Source organism: Streptomyces aureus, assembly GCF_001418135.1.
In the GTDB taxonomy this organism is placed as follows: domain Bacteria; phylum Actinomycetota; class Actinomycetes; order Streptomycetales; family Streptomycetaceae; genus Streptomyces; species Streptomyces aureus_A.
The window spans coordinates 1-14890 of sequence record NZ_LIPQ01000429.1; the positions used below are offsets into that span (position 1 = coordinate 1).

General features: G+C 72.3%; 12 protein-coding genes and 1 pseudogene. 4 read left to right on the plus strand and 9 right to left on the minus strand.

Annotation, left to right across the window (positions count from 1 at the left end; all coding sequences use genetic code 11):
* The 3 genes and pseudogenes from AOK00_RS29690 to AOK00_RS29700 form a co-directional block, all read left to right on the plus strand.
* Positions 1 to 225 (plus strand): annotated as a pseudogene (locus tag AOK00_RS29690) (SWIM zinc finger family protein); the annotation flags it as partial.
* Positions 226 to 450: 225 nt separating this feature from the next.
* Positions 451 to 816 carry an ASCH domain-containing protein gene (locus tag AOK00_RS29695; protein WP_254047553.1) on the plus strand — a complete coding sequence of 122 codons (366 nt, stop codon included), beginning with the start codon at positions 451 to 453 and terminating at the stop codon, positions 814 to 816.
* 84 nt (positions 817 to 900) lie between these two features.
* The gene (locus AOK00_RS29700; RefSeq protein ID WP_055603322.1) at positions 901 to 1884 is read left to right on the plus strand and encodes an NAD(P)/FAD-dependent oxidoreductase; all 984 of its coding nucleotides are present in this window, start codon (positions 901 to 903) and stop codon (positions 1882 to 1884) included.
* Positions 1885 to 1943: 59 nt separating this feature from the next.
* On the opposite strand, the gene AOK00_RS29705 is transcribed toward AOK00_RS29700, so the two are convergent.
* From AOK00_RS29705 to AOK00_RS29725, 5 genes are all read right to left on the minus strand, one after another.
* A complete protein-coding gene (locus AOK00_RS29705) occupies positions 1944 to 2546 on the minus strand; it encodes a helix-turn-helix domain-containing protein (RefSeq protein ID WP_055603314.1) in 603 nt (200 codons plus the stop codon).
* 230 nt (positions 2547 to 2776) lie between these two features.
* A complete protein-coding gene (locus AOK00_RS29710; protein WP_055603315.1) occupies positions 2777 to 3937 on the minus strand; it encodes an acyl-CoA dehydrogenase family protein in 1161 nt (386 codons plus the stop codon).
* 3 nt (positions 3938 to 3940) lie between these two features.
* Positions 3941 to 4696, minus strand: a complete 756-nt coding sequence (locus tag AOK00_RS29715) for a thioesterase II family protein (protein WP_055603316.1) — start codon at positions 4694 to 4696, stop codon at positions 3941 to 3943.
* Entirely contained in the window at positions 4693 to 6333 is a 1641-nt protein-coding gene (locus AOK00_RS29720) for a GMC family oxidoreductase (RefSeq protein WP_055603317.1), read from the minus strand. Before AOK00_RS29720 ends, AOK00_RS29715 begins: the two co-directional genes overlap by 4 nt.
* A complete protein-coding gene (locus AOK00_RS29725) occupies positions 6330 to 9668 on the minus strand; it encodes a non-ribosomal peptide synthetase (RefSeq protein WP_079042265.1) in 3339 nt (1112 codons plus the stop codon). Before AOK00_RS29725 ends, AOK00_RS29720 begins: the two co-directional genes overlap by 4 nt.
* 265 nt (positions 9669 to 9933) lie before the next feature.
* Between AOK00_RS29725 and AOK00_RS29730 the strand changes: the two genes are divergently transcribed.
* Positions 9934 to 10527, plus strand: a complete 594-nt coding sequence (locus AOK00_RS29730; RefSeq protein ID WP_055603318.1) for a flavoprotein — start codon at positions 9934 to 9936, stop codon at positions 10525 to 10527.
* Between the two features lie 81 nt (positions 10528 to 10608).
* Here AOK00_RS29730 and AOK00_RS29735 read toward each other — a convergent pair whose 3' ends face one another.
* The 4 genes from AOK00_RS29735 to AOK00_RS29750 form a co-directional block, all read right to left on the minus strand.
* The gene (locus AOK00_RS29735) at positions 10609 to 11016 is read right to left on the minus strand and encodes a RidA family protein (protein WP_055603319.1); all 408 of its coding nucleotides are present in this window, start codon (positions 11014 to 11016) and stop codon (positions 10609 to 10611) included.
* A gap of 62 nt (positions 11017 to 11078) precedes the next feature.
* Positions 11079 to 12542 carry an NAD(P)/FAD-dependent oxidoreductase gene (locus AOK00_RS29740; protein ID WP_079042266.1) on the minus strand — a complete coding sequence of 488 codons (1464 nt, stop codon included), beginning with the start codon at positions 12540 to 12542 and terminating at the stop codon, positions 11079 to 11081.
* A gap of 154 nt (positions 12543 to 12696) precedes the next feature.
* Entirely contained in the window at positions 12697 to 13446 is a 750-nt protein-coding gene (locus AOK00_RS29745) for a methyltransferase (RefSeq protein ID WP_055603320.1), read from the minus strand.
* Positions 13447 to 13530: 84 nt separating this feature from the next.
* A complete protein-coding gene (locus AOK00_RS29750) occupies positions 13531 to 14808 on the minus strand; it encodes a Cmx/CmrA family chloramphenicol efflux MFS transporter (RefSeq protein WP_079042267.1) in 1278 nt (425 codons plus the stop codon).
* Between the last annotated feature and the right edge of the window lie 82 nt (positions 14809 to 14890).

Genomic DNA, 14890 nt, shown 5'->3' on the forward strand with positions numbered 1-14890 from the left:
GATGCCCTCGCCGTCTACCTCCGCCTGGTCGCCCCCCTCACCCGCGAGACCGGCAACCGCGCCTACGAACAGCTCGTCGGCCTGCTCCTGGGCATCCGCGACTGTCACCGCCACCTCGGCACACCGGACGACTTCACCGTGTACATCACCGACCTGCGCGCCACCCAGAAGCGGAAGCGGAACCTGATGCGACTGATGGACGACCACGGGCTGTCAGGCGTGTGACGACGACCGTCGCGCCGATGGCAGCCTCCGGGGAAGCCGATACAGGACGATGGAGGACCTGTTCGCGCGGTGGACCTGCCCGGACCGGGAGGCAGCCTATGGAACGAGGACGGCACCACCTGGAACGCCAAGTTCTCGGTGCCGGGCGCGTTCGAGTGAGGGGTGGAGACGATGTGGCCACGGGTCGACGGCATGCGGGCCATGGAGCTGGGGGCTCCGGGAGGCATGAGGGACGAGTTGAACGCTCTCGTCCTGGCCGGGGTCAAGCGTGCCACCACCGGGCTCCTCGACGAGTACACCGAGGAGGACGAGAGCCTGGAGCACGTCGGTGAGCGACTGGCGCTGCTGGACAACGAAGGCCTTGCCGTCGCCACTCTGGAGATCACGGGCGTCGAGGTGACGGCCTTCGGCGAGGTGACGTGGGAGCACGCCGCCGCCGAAGGCGAGGGGGATGCCGATCTCGACGCGTGGCGCGCCGTCCACCGGCGTTTCTGGAGCGGTGAGGGAACCCCGGTCGAGAACGGCACCCTCGTCGTCTGTCTGGCCTTCAGGGTCACGGACGGCCCGGCCGTCGTGTCGTCCTCGGCTTGACCCTCCGATCCCGCGTCCCGGAAACGGCAACAAAGATTGTTCTGGTTTCGGGTGGGCCGCACCCTGGCGGCGGAGGTGATCGCCATGACCGGCGCCCACAAGGAAACCAGTGTTCGGACCTCGTACGACGTGATCGTCATAGGCGGCGGGGCGGGTGGGCTCAATGCCGCGCTCGTGCTCGCGCGGGCGCGGCGCAGTGTCGCCGTCGTCGACGCGGGGGAGCCCCGTAACGCTCCCTCGGCTCATATGCACAGCTTCCTCTCCCGTGACGGGGTGTCGCCGCTGACCGTGCTCGAGACCGGGCGGGCCGAGATCGCCCGCTACGGGGCCGTGCGGATCGAGGGGCGTGTCGACCAGGTCGAGGCGCGTGACGAGGGCGGCTTCGTCGTGCGGCTCGACGGTGGTGCTTCGCTCGACGCGCGGCACGTCGTGCTCGCCACCGGGCTGCGCGACCAGCTGCCCGAGATCCCCGGAGTGCGGGCGCTGTGGGGCGGGGACGTGCACTTCTGCCCGTACTGCCATGGTTACGAGGTGCGCGACCAGCGGATCGTGGTGCTCGGCGTTCATCCGGCCTCCGCCGGGCAGGCGCTGTTGCTGCGGCAGTGGTCGCACGACGTGGTGTACGTCTCCCACGACCGGCCGCTCGGTGACGACGAGCGTGAGCGCATGGACGCCCGCGGCGTTCAGGTGGTCGAGGGGTCCGTGGCCACCCTGCTCAGCAAGGACGGGCGCCTGCACGCCGTCGAGCTCACCGACGGGCGCACCGTCGACTGCGCCGGTGTCTTCCTCTTCCCGCAGATGAGTCCGAACGACTCCGCCTTCGACGGGCTCGGCTGCGAGCGCGACGAGCAGGGCTGGCTGGTCACCGACCGCGCCGGGCGCACCAGTCGCCCCGGCCTCTGGGCCGTGGGCAACGTGGTGGACTCGCGCGCCCAGGCCGTCACCGCGGCCGGCATGGGAGCCGCGGCCGCGTTCGCGCTCAACCACGACCTGGTCGACGAGGAGATTCAGAGGGATCTCCTGGCCCACCGGGCCTCCCGGGACGAAGGGGCCGTTCCCGCGGCCTGACTCGCCGTCCCTCCGGCGTCCGTCCCCGCGCCGCCTCCCCCTCCTCGCCCGTCTCCGGCTCAGTCGCCGGAGGCGGGCGTTCGGCCTGTCGGCCTGGCGCGGATGTGCATGCGTTCGCCCTGGCGCCCGAAGAGGCTGAGGACTTCGACCGAGCCCTGTCCCGTGCTGCCGAACCAGTGCGGCAGCCGGGTGTCGAACTCGGCCACCTCGCCCGGGTCCAGGACGATGTCGTGGTCGGCCAGTACGAGCCGGAGCCGTCCGGAGAGCACGTACAGCCACTCGTATCCCTCGTGGGTGCACAGCTCCGGGGTGTCGCGGCTCGCCGGGAGGACCATCTTGTAGCTCTGCAGCGGGCCCGGCTGCCGGGTCAGCGGCAGCACCGTGTTGCCGTTCACCGCGTGCGGCTTGAGCCGGACCCTCGGGTCGCCCACGTCGGGGGCGCCGACCAGTTCGTCGATCGGGACCTGGTGGGCCTGGGCGATGGGCAGCAGCAGTTCCAGGCTGGGGCGGCGCTGGCCGGCCTCCAGGCGCGAGAGGGTGCTCTTGGAGATTCCGGTGACCTCCGACAGGGCGGCGAGGGTGACACCGCGGGCGGTACGCAACCGCTTCAGTCGGGGACCGACGGCGGACAGGGCCTGGGCGATGGACGAGGGCTGCTCCACGCCGTCATTACATGCACTCGTTCCGGAATTTGCAAAGAGAGGTGCTGTTTTCGGACGCCGGTCCGACGTGCACGCCCCATGCGTGCGCGCCCTCACACGCGTGCGCCCCGCCCGTCGCGCGCCGGGGGGTGGGGCGCGCGGCGGACGGGGCGGTCTTGCGGCGGAGACCTCGCGTCAGAGGCCTGCGTCCAGTGGCCCCGCGGCGGAGACCTCGCGTCAGAAGCTTCGCGTCAGAGGCCCAGCGAGCGGCCGATCAGTTCCTTCATCACCTCCGTCGTCCCGCCGTAGATGGTCTGCACCCGGCTGTTGGCCCACTCGCGGGAGATCGCGCTCTCCTTGAGGTAGCCGAAACCGCCGTGGATCTGGAGGCAGCGGTTGGCGATGTCCACCTGGAGCTCGGTCGTCCACCACTTCACCTTCGCGGCGTCGGTCACCGACAGCCGGCCCGCGTCGAGTTCGGTGACGCAGTGGTCGAGGTAGACCTGGGCAATCGTCAGTTCCGTGTCCATCGTCGCCAGTTGGAAGCGATTGTGCTGGAAGGTGCCGATCGGCCGGCCGAAGGCCTCGCGGGTCTTCGCGTACTCCAGCGTGTCGGCGAGCATCCGTTCCGCCGCTCCCACCGCCACGGTCGCGATGCTGAGCCGCTCCCGGGGCAGTCCGGCCATCATGTAGGCGAGGCCGGCGTTCTCCTTGCCGATCAGGTTCTCGGCCGGCACCCGGCAGTCGTCGAAGAACAGCTCGCAGGTGTCGCTGGCGTGCCAGCCGAGCTTCTCCATGCGCCGGCCGCGGGTCAGGCCGGGCGCGCCGCGCTCCACCACCAGCAGGCTGATGCCCTGGGCGCCCCGGTCGGGGGCGGTCTTCGCCGCGACCACGACGACGTCGGCGTTCTCGCCGTTGGTGATGAAGGTCTTCTGCCCGTTGAGGACGTACGAGTCCCCGTCCCGTACCGCGGTCGTACGGATGTCGGCGACGTTGGAGCCGGCGTCCGGCTCGCTCATCGCGATGGCGGCGATCAGCTCGCCCGCGCACAGTCCGGGCAGCCAGCGTTTGCGCTGGTCCTCGGTGGTCCGCTCGGCGAGGTACGTGGCGATGACGTCGTTGTGCGCCACGAAGCCGGGCGCCGTGGCCCGGGCCCACATGATCTCCCGCTGGAACACCGCCGGATAGCGGTAGTCCGGCTCGCCGCCTCCGCCGTACGCCGGGTCGACGCCGATGCCGAGGAGTCCGGCCCGGCCCGCCGCCCGCCACACGGAGCGGTCGACGATGCCCTCCCGTTCCCAGCGGGCGTGGTGCGGGACGACCTCACGGTTCAGGAACTCCCGGCAGGTCTCCCGGAACTGTTCGTGCTCCGGCCCGTATCGCGACCGCGGGCCGCTCGTGCTCCGCGCCATGGCTCAGCCCTTCCCGGGGTCGGTGTCGTCACCGATGATCGTCAGCGTCTCCTTGGGGTGCTGGACCGCGGCGAAGTGGCCGCCCTCGATCTCCACCCGGTGGACCGGCGCGGAGCTGTGCGCCGACCACGGCCACACCCGCTCCGGCGGGGCGTGCACGTCCTCGCGCGCGGCGATCAGGGTGAGCGGGAAGTCCACCCGCAGGCCCGCGGCCTCCCGGGCGAACTCCGCCCGTACGCAGTCGTCCTCGCGGAGCATCCGCAGCAGGATCCGGCTCATCGCCGGTTCGGCGAGCACGGCGGGCGGAGTCCCGCCGTCGGCCGCGGTACGGGCGAGAAGCTCGTCGTCGGGGACGGCGGCGAGCAGCGCCCCCGGCCGCTGGAGGGCCGGCGGTACCGCCCCCGAGAGCACCGACCGCACCGGCGCCAGGCCGGTCTGCCGCGCGACGTGCTCGGCCACCGCGAGGCTCATGGTGGCGCCGAAGCTGTGCCCGAAGGTCGCCCAGCGCAGCCCGGGGGACCGCTCGCGCTCGGCGAGCAGATCGGCCACCACCTGTTCGGCCATGGCCCGTACCAGACCGTGGTAGTTGACCGCCTTGCGCTCCTGGCGGCGCGCGCCGCGGCCGGGCGCGTCCACGCCCCGGATCCGCAGCTGGGGTTCGCCGAGGGTCTGCCAGCCGCGGTAGACCTGCGAGGTCGCCCCGGCGTGCGGGAAACAGTAGAGCCGCACCGGAGGGCTCGTGACAGGGTGCACGGTCATTCCTTCATGCTCCGGGCCAGCTTCTCGGCCAGCATCAGGGTGGTCAGATTGGTGGGGGCGCTGGGGATGACGGGGAAGAGCGAGGCGTCGGCGATCCGCAGGTTCTCGGTGCCGTGCACCCGGCCCTCCTGGTCGGCGACGGCGTACGGGTCGGAGTGCGGGCCCATCCGGCACGAACCGGCCGCGTGCCAGCCGGGGTTCATGATGTGCCGGACCCCGCTGCGCAGCACGCCGTCGTTGGCGACCATCCGGTCGCTCCAGAACTGAGTACGCGTCAGGCGGGCGGACAGGCCTGGGGAGCGCAGGAAGCCCCAGGCCCTGCGGACGCCGTGGCAGAGGCGCTCGATGTCCTCGGGGTCGGTCCCGAGGCCGAGTTCGATGACCGGGGAGGCGAGCGGGTCGGCGCTGTCGAGGAAGACCCGGCCTCGGGAACGGGGCCGCAGCAGCATCACGGACATGCCGACGACCAGGGGCCAGCCGAGCCGGTCGACGAAACCCGGGATGGTGTGGCTCTCCACGTTGTTGAGGAGGCCCATCTGGACGTCGACGTCGTCGTCGAAGCCGCTGCTCATACGGGCCGCCACCTGGCGCCAGGGCAGACCCGGCGTACACACGCCGTCGGCCGGCCGGGACCAGATGACGACGGACGGGTGGTCCACCAGGTCGCGGCCCACGCCGGGCAGGTCGGCGACCGGGTCGATGCCGAGGGCGCCGAGCAGGGCCGCGTCGCCGACGCCGGAGCGCTGGAGGATCACGGGGGTGCCGACGGCACCGGCGGCGAGGATCACGTGCCGGGCCCGGACGGTGTCGAGCCGACCGTCCCGCTCGGTCTCCACGCCGACGGCACGGCTCCGGTCCTTCGGGTCGAACAGCACCCGGGTGACCCGTACGCCGGGACGGACGTGGAGGTGGGGCAGGCCGCGGGCGCCGGAGAGGAAGGCGGTGGCGGCGTCGATGCGCTCGCCCTCGACCGTGTTGCCGGGGATCGGGCCGACGCCGGCCTCCTCCCCGGAGTTGAGGTCGGGGAGGTCGGTGACGCCCTGGCGGTTGCACTCCTCCCAGAAGGCGGCGTCCAGGGCGTGGACCCGCTCGCGCGGGGTCCGGCGGATCGGGAGCGGGCCGCCGTCGCCGTGCGGGGGACGGTCGGGGTGGTCGACGTCGTTCTCGATGGCCCGGTAGTAGGGCAGCACCTTTTCCCAGGCCCAGTCGGGGTTGCCGCGCTCCGCCCAGGCGGCGAAGTCGCGGGGCAGTCCGCGCAGGGCGATGGCACCGTTGACGGCGGAGCCGCCGCCGACCACCTTGCCGAGCTGGTAAGGGAAGCGTTCCCACAGGGCGCGGGCCGGGTGCCCGGTGCCGTCACCGCCCTTGAGCAGATCCTCCAGACGGCCGCTGCTGCGGAGGTTGGCCCGGTAGTCCCAGTTGAACCCGGCGAGGACGAGCCGGCCGGCGTCGGCCAGCGGGTGGGCACGGTCGCGGGGGACCGGCTGGTCGGGTCCGGCCTCCAGGAGCAGTACGGTGCCGGAGTCGCGGGCGGCCAGCCGTGCGGCGACGAGCGCGCCGGCGGAGCCGCCGCCGACGACGACGTGGTCCCATTCGGCCACGGCGGTGTCCGGGGTCGGGGCAGGGGTCGTGGTCATGCCGCGGACCCCTTGGACTCCTCGGATCCGACGGGCTGCGCAAAGACCGTGGACCCCTCCGGCTCCGCCGCCGGGGCGATCAGTTCGGCGAAGGACGAGATCGACGCGTTCATGAAGAGGCCCTCGACCATCTCCTGCTCCATGTCCGCCTCGATGCCGAACTCCGCGCGCAGCACCGTGAGCAGGCCGACCGCGTGCAGCGAGTCGCCGCCGATGTCGAAGAAGCCCTCCTCGACGCCGAAGTCGTCGTGGCCGAGCTGCTGGGACCAGAGCGCGAAGAGCCGCTCCTCGACCCGGCTGCGCGGGGCGACCCGGGTGCCGGCGGTCTCGGCGTCGTCGTTCCACGGCGTGGGAAGCGCCTTGTGGTCGATCTTCCCGTTGGTGGTCAGCGGCAGGGTCTCCAGGGTGAGGAAGCGGCTGGGCACCATGTAGCCGGGCAGTGCGGCGGCGAGCGCCTCGCGCAGCTCGGCCGGGTCCGGCGTGGCGCCCGCCTCCGGCACCACGTACGCCGCGATCTGCCGCTGTCCGGTACGGGCGTGGGCGGGCGCGGTGACGAGGGCGGTGCGCACCTCGGGCCGGCGCAGCAGCGCGGCCTCGATCTCGCCGAGCTCGACGCGATAGCCGTTGATCTTCACCTGGAAGTCCTCGCGGCCGAGGATCTCGATGTCGCCGCCGGGCAGATAGCGGCCGAGGTCGCCGGTCCGGTAGATCCGCTCCCCGGTGACCGGGTGGACCGGGAAGCGTTCGGCGGTGCGCTCGGGGTCGCCGAGGTAGCCCTGGGCCACGCCGGTGCCGCCGATGTGGATCTCGCCGGTGACCCCGACGGGCGACGGCTCCTGCCACTCGTTGAGGACGTGCATGGTCTGGTTGGCGAGCGGCTTGCCGTACGGGATGCTCGACCACTCGGGCCGGACGGTCTCGACGGGGTGGTGGATCGACCAGATGGAGCCCTCAGTGGCGCCGCCGAGGCTGATCACCCGCATCGCGGGGAGCTTCTCGCGGATCCGGGCCGGCAGGTCGACGGGGATCCAGTCGCCGCTGAGCAGGGCGAGGCGGAGCCGGCAGCCGCGTGGCACCGCGCCGTCGCCCAAGGCGTCGATCCACATCCGCATGGGCGCGGGGACGCTGTTCCATATGGTCACCCCGTAGCGCCCGACGAGCTGGGACCAGTGGGCGAGGTCGTTGCCGCGCGCCGGGTCGGGGACGACGACGGTGCCCCCGGCGCCGAGCAGGCCGAAGAGGTCGTACACGGACAGGTCGAAGCCCGCGGGGGCGAGCGCCATGGTGCGGTCGTCCGGGCCGACGCCGAAGCGGCGGTTGATGTCCTGGACGGTGTTGGCGGCGCTGCGATGGGTGATCATCACGCCCTTGGGCTCGCCGGTGGAGCCCGAGGTGAAGATGACGTACGCGAGGTCGTCGGGTCCCTGACGGCGCCCCGGCGACCACTCCGGGCAGGCCAGGGTCTCCGCGTCCTCGGGGGTGAGCACGGTCACGCCGTCCGGCCAGGGAAGCGACTCGCGCAGTTCGGGGTCGGTCACCACGGCCCGTACCGAGCAGCGGGCGAGCAGCTTCAGGCGCCGCTCCTCGGGCAGTTCGGGGTCGATGGCCACGTACGCGGCGCCGGTGTGCAGGACGCCGAGCAGCGCGGCGTACTGGGCGGCGCCGGGCCGCATCGACACGGCGACGATCTCGTTCGGGGCCGCGCCGGGGGTGCGGAGCAGCCGGTGGGCGATCCGGTGGGCGGACTCGGTCAGCTGCCGGTACGTGGTCTCCGTGCCGGGCGTGATCACCGCGGGCGCGTCGGGGGTGCGCCGGGCCGCCTCGGCGACCAGTTCGTGCAGGAGCGCGGCCGGGATGTCCTGGGTGGTGGCGTTGGCCTGGGCGCGTTCCTCGGCCTCCGCTGCCGGCAGCGGCACGACGCCGCGGGTGGCGTCCCAGAGTTCGGGCTCGTCGACGAGGCGGTCGAGCAGCGTCGAGTACGCCGCGAACATGGCCTCCAGGGTGTCGGCGGGGAAGAGGCCCTCGACGGCGTTCCAGTTGACCGAGAGCCGGCCGTCGAGCTCCAGGATCTGGTTCTCCAGCCACACCTGCGGCGTACGGCTGTGGTCGTGGACCAGGGGCCCGAAGGACTCCAGGCGGCCGGCGCCGGGCGCGCCGCTCCTGCCTTCCCCGGCCCCGAGGGTGCTGGAGAACACCACGGGCAGCGACGCCCTGCCGTCGTCCCTGCGGCGGGCCAGGTCGCGCAGCACCCGGATGCCGCCGTGCGGGTGCGCCAGGTCCTCCAGGAGACGCTCCTCCAGGTCACGGGCGCGCTGGGCGAAGCTCTCCTCGGGGCGGCCGCCGACGGCGAGCAGGCTCGGGTCGAGGAAGTTCCCGATGACGTCCTCCACCCGCGGGTGCAGGCCGAGCCGGTGGAACTGGGTGACGGTGAGGGTGAACTCCTGCCGCCGCGACCAGGTGCGGAGGACCTCCGCGTAGGCGGCGAGCAGCACGCCGGACGCCGTCAGGCCGTGCCGCTCGGCCGCCGCCCTCAGCGCCGCCCAGCGTTCGGGGGAGAGCCGTGCCCGGTGCCGTACGAAGCGGGGGGTGCCGAGCTGCTCCGGCGCGGCGGCCAGGGGCAGTTCGGGGGCGCCCGGCAGGGTGTCCAGGCGGTCCGCCCAGTAGGCGGCGGACTCCCGGCCCAGGGCGTCCTCGCGCAGCTCCTCCCGCGCCAGGACGTAGTCGCGGAACGAGAGTTCCGACGGCTCGGGCTGCCACGCCGGGTCGTCGTAACATCGGCGCCACTCGTCCATGAGCCGGTACAGCCCGCGCATGTCGAGGAACAGCAGGTCCACGGCGACATGGAGGCGCAGCCGGTCGTCGTCGAGCCGGCTGGCCCGGACATCGAGGAGCGGCGCCCGGTCCAACGGCAGTACCTGCTCGGTCAGTTCGGCGCGGACGCGCTCCAGCTCCGCCGTCCGCACGGACTCGGGCCGGCCGCGCAGGTCCGTGACACGGATGTCGTACGGGTCCACCTCGGCCACGGGGACGACGCGCTGGGTCTGGTCGGTCCCCGCCACCGTGCGCAGGGCCTCGTGGCGGACGATCACGGTGCGCAGGGCCTCGGTGAGCCGGCCGGGGTCGAGAGCGGGACAGTCGAACTCCAGGTAGTACTGGCTGGAGATGCCGCCCAGTTCGAGCCCCTTGTGGCGGCCGATCAGATACGCCTGCTGGATGTCGGTCAGCGGGAAGGGTTCGTGCCGGTGCTCCGGCCGCGGCTTGAGCTCGAGGAGCCGGTCCTCGTCCAGGCGGGGGTGACCGGCACCGCCGCGCAGCCTTGCGAAAAGATCCTCCATCGTCGTCCGTCCCTTTTCCTCGGATGCCCTGCCGGGCTTTCGGATGCCGTGCCCGGGTCCTCGGCCGCCCTCCCGGGCTTTCGAATTCCCTTGCGAGAAACGACGTTAGACAGCGGGGGTAAACGGTCTCAATACGGTGGGACCGTAGGGACGACCGAAGGATTTCGGTGCCGCTGGACCGCTGCTGGACCGGCCCTGGACCCGCTCTGGAGCACCCTGTAGGGCCACTTGACCTGCGGCGGGACGGCGGCGACATCATCGGCTCATGGGAATTCGAAACTCCCCGGAGCAGACCGGGAAACGCATACTCATCGGTGCCACCGGATCCATTGCGGTGACCAGACTTCCGGCGTATGTCGAGGCGATGCGCCGGCAGATCGAGGGCAGCACGTTCACTGTTCTGCTGACCCACACTGCGACCTCGTTCATTTCCCCGGAGAGCGTCGCGCTCTTCGCCGAAAGGGTGGTGAGCGGGGAATCCCCGGCGGACTGGCCGACCGACAAGCCCTCCCGGCTGGCCGCCGACCACGACATCCTCGCGGTGCTGCCGGCCACCGCCCACACGCTCGCCTCGGCCGCCGCCGGAGCCGCGCCGAACCGGCTGCTCACCGTCGCGCTGTCGGTGGACTACCCGGTGGTCCACTTCCCGGTGATGGGCGCCAGGATGTGGCACAAGGCGGCCGTGCAGCGGAACATCGCGCGGATCCGCGAGGACGGCGGCATCGTCAACGAGCCGGAGTGGCACGACGGGTTCGACCCGACCACGGGAACGGTCAGCCGGCATCCGGCCCTGCCCGCGCCGGAGACCGTGGCCACGGTGATCGAGGACCTCCTGGCCAAGCGGCGTCCTTCGTCCTGACCTCGGTGACACACGCTTCAGGGCCCCGCCGGATCCGGCGGGGCCCTGAAGCGTGTCGTGCGGGGCGGGTCGTGCGAGCGGCTACTCCGCGATCGCCGTGGCCTCGATCTCGATCAGGAAGTCGGGCTCGGCGAGGGTGGCGACCCCGACCAGGGTGGTCGGCCGGATGACGTCGGCACCGATCCTGGCGGCCGCGCGCTCGGCGCCCGCCGTGATCGCGTCCCACTTGTCGAGCGACCAGTCCACCGCGTAGATGGTCAGTTTCACCACGTCGTCGAAGGTGGCGCCGGCCGCGGCGAGACCGGTGGCGATGTTGAGGTAGACCTGCTCGGTCTGCGCCGCCAGGTCGCCCATGCCGACCGGTTCGCCGTCGGCGGTCCGCGGGGTCTGGCCGCTCAGGAAGATGACGCGGCTTCCGGTGCCGACCGCCAGCTGCCGCCAGCCGTAGGGCTTGGTGAGTCCGGGCGGGTCAATGTTCTCGACGGCCATGGGGTGTCCTTTCTGCAGGGAGGGACGGGGCGCGGTGGTGCGGTGCCCGGGAGGGCGGGCGGTCAGCTGTATTCGCGGCAGGTCGCGTAGTACTTGCGCAGCAGGCTGACCAGCTCCGGGTCGAAGCGGGAGGCGAAGAGCAGCTCGGCCGGCGGGGTGAACTCGGGGTCGAGCTCGTCGGCCCAGGCGAGGGTGGCCGGGCGCAGGTCCATCTCGATCCACTGGTGCCACTCGACGGGGATCGTCCAGTCCTGCTCGTAGCCGATGCCCATCTGGTGGTCGATGAGGAGGTCGACGATCTCCTCTCGGGTCCCGGTCCGGTAGGGCTGCCGCAGCGGCGCGAAGCGGTCCAGGTCGGCCTGCGGCTCCTCGCCGAGGATGCGGGCGGCGAAGTCCTGGGCGAGCAGCGGCGACAGGTGGAGTCCGTCGCGGTAGGTGCCGGTCATGATCGTCAGGCCCTGCATGCCGCCGTCGCCGAGCAGCGGGAAGCCGTCCATGGAGACCGGGCGGTTGCCGACCTGGACCTTGGTGACCTCGCTGTTCCAGAGGTTGCGGCGGACCTGGCGGTGGGCGCACTGGAGCAGGAAGACCAGGTCGCGCATCTCGGCGGTGTCGCGGGGTTCGACGGCGATGACGTTGGTGGCGCCGACGTAGACGTGGCCGTCGCCGCGGGGCACCACGTGCAGGCCGCACGCGAAGGAACGGTTCGGCGTGCGGATGACGCTGTCCGGGCCGGTGCCGTCCTGCGTCTTGATCAGCGCGGAGACTCCGTAGCCGCTGACCATGCGGGGGATGCGGGGGCCGACGGGCAGACTGTCGAGGAGTTCCTGGGTGCGGGCGCCGGCGGCCAGGGTGACGTGGTCGGCGGAGATCGTACGGCCGGAGGCGAGCACGACTCCGGTGACCCGCTCGCCCCGGTACTCGACGCGGGTGGCGAACTCGGGGACGAGGGTGGCGCCGGCCCGGACGGCGGCCGATTCGAGGCGCTCCAGGAGGGCGGCGGCGTTGACCGCGTGCTCGCCGGGTATGTGGAAGGCCTTCAGCGGGCGGGAGATGGGCTCGGCGTCCACCCAGTCGAGGTCGGAGGGCTCCACGTCCTCGAACGGCTCTTCGTAGCGGGTGAGTTCGGCACGGATGGCGTTGTAGTTGGCGTCGTCGATCTCGGCGGTGCCGATGGTGTTGAGGACGACGGTGGTGCCCTGGGCGGTCTTGACCGGCGCGCCCTCCGTCTGCTCCTCCAGCTCCTCCAGCCACGGTCCCCACAACTCGGTCGCCTTGATGCCGAGTTCGAGCTTGTGGCGGCCGTGCTCGGTGGCCAGCAGCGAGGTGGTGACCTCGCCGAAACAGCCGAGCATGGCGCCGGCCGCGGCCGATCCCGCCCAGGGCCGGTGGGGCTGGCCGAGCACGGCGACGCGCTGTCCGCGTCGCGCCAGGACCCAGGCGAGCGACAGTCCCAGGACTCCGTTTCCGGCGATGACGGTGTCGTAGCCGGTACCGTCCGCGTCTGCGTTCCTGTTGGCGTTCATCAATGTCCAATCTCCCGGGGCGCCGGCAGGCGCCCCGATGGGTGTGGGTGGGTCGATGGCGTCGGAACTGCTGGTGCGTGTGGTGCGTGTGGGGCCTTGGTGCGCGGAAGGCGCGAGGGGTGGTCGGCAGCCGCGCGGAAGGGGCGCGGGGTGGTCAGCGGCGCCGGAACTCGTAGAGCGTGAAGTCCATGTGGACGATGCCGCGTTCGTCGGTGTGCGCCTCGACGACGGGGGATTCGCCGAACTCGGCGGCGGGCAGCTCGACGGACTCGGTGCGGAGCCGCTTGCCCTCGAATCCGGCCTCGTCGGCGGCGCGCAGCATCTTGAACGGGTTGCCCATGGCCTCGCTGGTGCCCAGGTAGACGCGACCGTCGGTGGCCAGATGGCGCACCACATCGCGGAAGAACCGGTTCACCAGGCCGTACCCGGGATCGAAGACCGCGCGTTCGATGTGCCCGGCGTACGGGCGGTCGGCGGGCGCCTCGATGAACGGGGTGTTCCAGAACACCGTGTCGAGCTGCTCGTCGGGGTCCAGGGCGTCGAAGAGGTCGCTGGTCAGCGCGGTGAACCGGTCCGCGACTCCGTGCCGCTCGGCGTTGCGCCGGGCGTTCTCCACGGCGGCCGGGTTGATGTCGGTGGCGAGCACCCGCGCCGCCCCGTGCTGCGCGGCGAGCACGGCCGCGACACCGGCGCCGCAGCCCAGCTCCAGGAAGCGGGTGCCCCGCTCGTACGGCACCCAGGAGGCGAACAGGCCGGGGCCGGGGTCCGTGTAGGGCGGGAACACCTCGGGCAGCAGGTCCCATTCCCTGCCGAGCAGCGAGAAGGTCGACTGCGTGGGGCGGTCGGGGCTCTGGATCTGTGACACGACCCAGGTGCCGAGTTCGTAACCCAGCTCGTTGTCCATGAGGTCCTCCCTGTGGGGGAGCCGGCGGAGAGTCCCGGGGGACGGAGCTCTCCGCGGCTACCGGTGATGTGCCATGACGGTGGATCAGTTGTCCGCGACCGCCTGGGCGTTCGGGGTGACGTTCGCGCCCGCTGGAGCGCCCGCGGGCCCGGCGTCGCGGGCCGCCCGGTTGCGCGCCATCGTGCGCTCGACCAGGACGACCGGGATGGTGAGGGCGGCGAGCCCCGCGCCCAGCCACGGGATCGAGGTGAGACCGGCACCGGCGCCGAGCGCCACGCCCGCGAGGACGGGGACCACGCTGATGCCGAGCTGGAACATGGAGACGGCGGTGGCGCCGGCGAGCGTCGGCGCGCCCGCCGCCACCGTGAACACCCGGCCGTAGACCGCCGGGTTGAGGACGAAGCCGGCGACGCCCAGGAGCAGGACCAGGGGGACGACGGCCACGGCGTGGTCGGCGAGGAGCGCGAGGAGCACGGAGCAGACGAGGATTCCGCCGGCCCCGACGAGCAGGGCGTGGTGCGGGCGCCCGTCGGCGATCCGGCCGCCGATGGAGAGGCCGATGAAGGCCCCGATGCCGAAGAGGACGAGGATGCCGGGCACCCACACGGAGTCGACGCCGGTGACGTCCGTGAGGAAGGCCGCGAGGTAGTTGTACGAGATCATGTACGCGGCGGTGCTGAGCAGCGTCGCGGCGTACACCACCCACAGCTGCGGCTGCCGCATGGTCTGCAACTCGCGCTTCACGCTGGGCTCTTGAGCCGCCTTGGTGGCGGGCACGGCGACGATCGTGGCGATCGCGCTCAGCACGGTCAGTGCGACCACCGCCCAGAACCCGCCCTGCCAGCCGGTGAAGTGGCTGAGGAAGGCGCCGGCCGGGCCGCCCGCGACCATCGCGATGCTGAGACCGCTGACCACCACCCCGGAGGCCCGGGCGGTGCGGTCGGGGGTGACGAGGGAGATCGCGGTGACCGCGGCGACGGCCCAGAACCCGGCGTACGCCAGGCCGATCAGGAAGCGGGTGACGAGCAGCACGGTGAAGTCGTCGGTCAGCAGACCGACGGCCACCCCGGCGGCGAACACGGCCTGCGAGATCACCAGGGTCGTACGGCGCGGCCAGCGCAGCGTCAGCACCGCGAGCGGCGGGCCGCCGATCACCACGCCGATGGCGAAGGCCGAGATGAGGGCACCGGCGGACGACAGCGAGATGTCGAGGTCGTCGGCGATGTCCGGGAGGACACCGGCGAGCAGGAACTCGGCGCTGCCCATCGCGAACAGGCTGAACGCGAGCAGATAGACGGCGAGCGGCAGCCTGCCGTTGGCCTTCGGAGCGGCGGCTTCCTGCGGTTCGGTCTGGACGCTCATCGGTGGCCACCTCCCGGCTGCGTGACGGCGAGGTACGGGGTCTGGGCGACGTGCGGGACGGTGCTGGGGCGCGGGGTGGCGG

What these genes read in the sequence shown, in the direction of transcription:
- AOK00_RS29695 (WP_254047553.1), top strand. Translation starts at nt 451, where the DNA reads ATGAGGGACGAGTTGAACGCTCTCGTCCTGGCCGGGGTCAAGCGTGCC.
- AOK00_RS29700 (WP_055603322.1), top strand. Translation starts at nt 901, where the DNA reads ATGACCGGCGCCCACAAGGAAACCAGTGTTCGGACCTCGTACGACGTG.
- AOK00_RS29710 (WP_055603315.1), bottom strand. Translation starts at nt 3,937, where the DNA reads ATGGCGCGGAGCACGAGCGGCCCGCGGTCGCGATACGGGCCGGAGCAC.
- AOK00_RS29715 (WP_055603316.1), bottom strand. Translation starts at nt 4,696, where the DNA reads ATGACCGTGCACCCTGTCACGAGCCCTCCGGTGCGGCTCTACTGTTTC.
- AOK00_RS29720 (WP_055603317.1), bottom strand. Translation starts at nt 6,333, where the DNA reads ATGACCACGACCCCTGCCCCGACCCCGGACACCGCCGTGGCCGAATGG.
- AOK00_RS29725 (WP_079042265.1), bottom strand. Translation starts at nt 9,668, where the DNA reads ATGGAGGATCTTTTCGCAAGGCTGCGCGGCGGTGCCGGTCACCCCCGC.
- AOK00_RS29730 (WP_055603318.1), top strand. Translation starts at nt 9,934, where the DNA reads ATGGGAATTCGAAACTCCCCGGAGCAGACCGGGAAACGCATACTCATC.
- AOK00_RS29735 (WP_055603319.1), bottom strand. Translation starts at nt 11,016, where the DNA reads ATGGCCGTCGAGAACATTGACCCGCCCGGACTCACCAAGCCCTACGGC.
- AOK00_RS29740 (WP_079042266.1), bottom strand. Translation starts at nt 12,542, where the DNA reads ATGAACGCCAACAGGAACGCAGACGCGGACGGTACCGGCTACGACACC.
- AOK00_RS29745 (WP_055603320.1), bottom strand. Translation starts at nt 13,446, where the DNA reads ATGGACAACGAGCTGGGTTACGAACTCGGCACCTGGGTCGTGTCACAG.
- AOK00_RS29750 (WP_079042267.1), bottom strand. Translation starts at nt 14,808, where the DNA reads ATGAGCGTCCAGACCGAACCGCAGGAAGCCGCCGCTCCGAAGGCCAAC.